This window comes from Streptomyces glaucescens, from assembly GCF_002154375.1.
Lineage (GTDB): Bacteria > Actinomycetota > Actinomycetes > Streptomycetales > Streptomycetaceae > Streptomyces > Streptomyces glaucescens.
Genome location: NZ_MUND01000755.1, coordinates 1 through 3,781 on the forward strand (window position 1 = coordinate 1; position 3,781 = coordinate 3,781).

Below are 3,781 nucleotides of genomic sequence, written 5' to 3' on the forward strand. Positions count from 1 at the left end.
GACCCCCACCGAGGACACCAGCCCGAGTCCGAGCGTCACTGAAGAGGATCCCGTCGAGTCCGACGAGCAGCGTGACACCGACGTCGAGGACCTGCCCTCCGCCAGCGACGATCCCTCACCCCACGTTTCGGGCCCTTCCCTGCCGTCGGCACTGCCCGAGCCCACCCCCGCGCCCACCCACACGGGCTCGGCAGCGACGCTCAGCCTGCCCTCCCTGGACGGTCCGTCCCCCGACTCTCGCGGCGACATCGTCGAGACCGATCTGGCTCCGGACACGTGGCTGCTCACTCCCAGCCAGGAATTCCTGACGAACCCGACGACCACTTACCCCGTCTTCATCGACCCCTCGGTCACGAAGGACGTCAAGAACTGGACCACGGCCTACGACCGGCACCCCAACGCGACCTTCTACAACGGCAAGGGCTTCAACAAAAACGGAACACACGAGGCTCGCGTCGGCTTCGAGTCGGACACCTGGGGCACCTCCCGCTCGTTCTTCAACATGGAGTTCGACAAGGACCTGCGGGGTACGAAGATCACCGATGCCGACCTGGTACTGCGGGAGACCTACGCCTGGTCGTGCAGCGCGCGCTCGGTGAGCGTGCACCTCACCGGTCCGATCAACGCCCACACCAACTGGAAGAACGCACCCCGCCTGCACGACGGCAACAAGCTGGACACCAGGAGCTTCGCGCACGGCTACAAGTCCGGGTGTCCCGATGCCTACGAGGCGTTCGACGTGGTGAGCGCAGCACAGCGAGCAGCGGACGACGGTGACAGCTCGATCACCTTCGGACTGCGCGCCCGCGACGAGAAGTCCCAGTACGCCTGGAAGAAGTTCCAAGCCAACGGCGATTTCCAGCCGCAGCTCAAACTGGTCTTCAACCGGAAGCCCTCGATCGTCCCGAACAGCCTCGACCTCGGCCCGGAAGGCAAGTGCACCACGAGCAAGCCCTACGTCCGCATGGGATCGGCGGACCTCACCTTCACCGCGAAGGCAACGGACAAGGACAAGAACCTCAACTACCTCGACTTCGACCTCTGGGAGTACGGCCAATGGAAGAACACGGGCGACCTGCTCGGATCTGTCGGCAAGGTGTCGACGGGCGGTGACTCCGAGGCTGCCCTTGCGGTGACCAAGGGATTCCCGACGAGCAGGCTCCGGAACGGCGCCACCTATTCCTGGCGGGTCAGGGCGGTCGACGACGATGGGTCCACCTCGCCCTACTACCCGCGCACCGCCCCCTGCCAGTTCGTGCTCGACACGGCCGCGCCCCGGCCGCCCAAGGTGACCTCCACCGACTTCCCGAACGCGGACGGCAGTGAGAACGGCTTCGGCAGCGGGGCAGAGGACGCCATCTGGAGCACCAAGCGGTTCGGTACACCCGGTACCTTCACACTGCGCGCGGTCAACAGCGACGTCGTCCGGTACGAGTACGGGTACAACTCTCCGAGCTACACGGGCTATGTCAGCCGAACGGCCGGCACCTCCACAGCCGTGACCGCCCTCATTCCCGACGCCAAGCCGCCACTCGCGGGCCCCAATGTGCTCTACGTGCGCGCGATCGACAGCGCGGGCAACGTGTCCGAACCGACGAGGTACCTCTTCTACGTCAGCCCGAAGGAGCAGGTCGACAAGCCCGGCGACTTCACGGGGGACGGGTTCCCCGATCTCATGGCCGTCACCGTGGACGGCAACCTCGCCCTCTACCCCTCGTCGGGCAAGCCGGACCTGACCGCGGGAACCGGTGACCTGGACTACTCCATGCCGGGCGCCTACCGGGCCAATCCCGAGAAGGATCCCAACGGGGACGACAAGCCGCCGTTCGCGGCCGCCCCCAACGGACACTTCAAGGGCGCGCTCATCACTCACAACGGGGACATCCTCGGCGGTGACGGCCTCCAGGACCTCGTCGTGCGCGTCGGTGGCAAGCTGTGGGTCTATCCGGGCGACGGCTACGGCGCCGTCAACGTCGACAAGCGGCAGGAGATCCTGTTGCCCTCCGGGGCGCCCAGCCCCGCGAGCCTCACGCAGATCGTGGCAGCGGGCGACATCACCGGGGACGGCCGGACCGACTTCTTCGCCACGGCCGGCATCGGGACGGACGACCAGTTGTGGGCGTTCACCGGCTACCACGGTGCCACGATCGACCAGGCGATCCTCCTGTCGGCCTCATGGAAGAGCCTGGACATCGTGACCGTCCAGGACGTCTCCGGTGACGGGATCGCCGACCTCGTCTACCGTTCCGACCTCACCGGCCGGCTCATGCTGCGCAAGGGCCTGGCGGATGCCGGCGGCGGAGTCTCGCCGGCCTCCCTCGCCACCGAGGCGGGGTCGTCGGGCGGGGCGGACACCGTCTACGGCTCATCCGGTTGGTACAGCAGCAGCGTGCTCCTTCTGCACGGCACTCCGGACGCCAACGGGGACCGTATCCCCGACATCTGGGCCACGCGGTCCGACGGGTCCGTCCGGTTCTACTCCGGCAGCAGGACCGCGCTCTCCGGTCCCGGAACGGTGATCGTCGGACCCACCGGCCACTGGAAGACCCGCATCGCCATCGGCTGAGTCACCCCCGGGGGCCCGTCTCCTGCGAGACGGGCCCCCGGTGATCGTCAGTCCCGGCGCCGCCTGCCGTCCGGCCACACCCGCGGCCTCCGCTTCGCCGCCAGGTCCTCCACCCATCCGAACGCGACCACGCAGCCCGCGATGAGCAGCCAGGCGAGGGCGAGGACGGGCCAGGGGCTCTCCAGGAGCCACGACTCGTGCTCGGCGAGTGTGTCGATGCTCCACAGGTCGTCCCACACGGTGGCGGCGACGAGGATGCAGAGGTTGTGCCAGAGGTAGATCGTGACCGCCCGCGAGTTGAGCAGGGTGATCAGGCGGTCGAAGGGGCGCAGCCGTCGGGGCCACTGTGACCAGCTCGGGCTGAGGTGCAGCAGGAGCAGGACCGTACCGAAGGACCACAGGGCCTGGGCGAATGAGATGTCGTCCAGTTCGCGGCCGTCACCGAGGCCGTGCGACAGGGCGTACCACAGGCCCACCCCGGCGATGAGCGGGGCGACCGACGGGACGACGTAGGCCGGGATCCGCCGCAGCACGCCTTGCTGGTACGCCATGCCGAGCACCCAGCACGCCCCGAACGTGCTGAAGTCGGTGAGCGCGGAGGGCAGCCGCTCCCCGGGCAGGTCGAGATAGCCGAACTCCAGAACCGCCGACAGGGCGAGGGGTGCGGCGATCGTGACCCACGGCTGGGCGCGCAGCGCTCTGAGGAGCAGCGGCGAGAGCAGGACGTACCAGAGGTAGGCGCGGATGTACCAGAGCGGACCGGCCAGTTCGGTGGCCCAGTCCTCGCCGAGCACGCCGTGCACACCGGACAGCCCCTCCGCGTAGGGCGGGTCGCTGAGCGGAAGGATCCAGAAGGTGAGGTGGAGCCACCACCAGCCGGGATGCCCGTCGTCGTCGGGTGCCCAGCCCTGCAACAGCATGCCGGTCACGCCGATCGCGCCCATCAGCCACAGCGGTGGCAGCAGCCGGCGCATGCGGCTCCGTACGACCTGCACGGCCGGGCGCCGCAGCGACCTGGCCATGAGGTTGCCCGCCAGCGCGAACATGACGCCCATGGAGGGGAACACCACGGGCAGCCACACCCATCCCATGAGGTGGTAGAGCACCACCCGGAAGAGAGCCACCGCCCGCAGCAGGTCGAAGTACCGGTCGCGCACGGGGCCGCGTGGGGCCGGCGGCGACGGGGACGCCTCGGTGGGGGCGGCCGTGCCGGCC

At 68.8% G+C, this 3,781-nt stretch carries 2 protein-coding genes; one reads left to right on the forward strand and one right to left on the reverse strand.

Annotated elements, in window-relative coordinates:
* Positions 1–2,566: FG-GAP repeat domain-containing protein (locus tag CCN42_RS36680; protein WP_107427704.1), on the forward strand; the 2,566-nt coding region annotated here is incomplete at its 5' end.
* 47 nt (positions 2,567–2,613) lie between these two features.
* Here CCN42_RS36680 and CCN42_RS36685 read toward each other — a convergent pair.
* Complete coding sequence (locus CCN42_RS36685) at positions 2,614–3,723, reverse strand: acyltransferase family protein (protein WP_086741642.1); 1,110 nt, start codon at positions 3,721–3,723, stop codon at positions 2,614–2,616.
* Positions 3,724–3,781 lie beyond the last annotated feature (58 nt).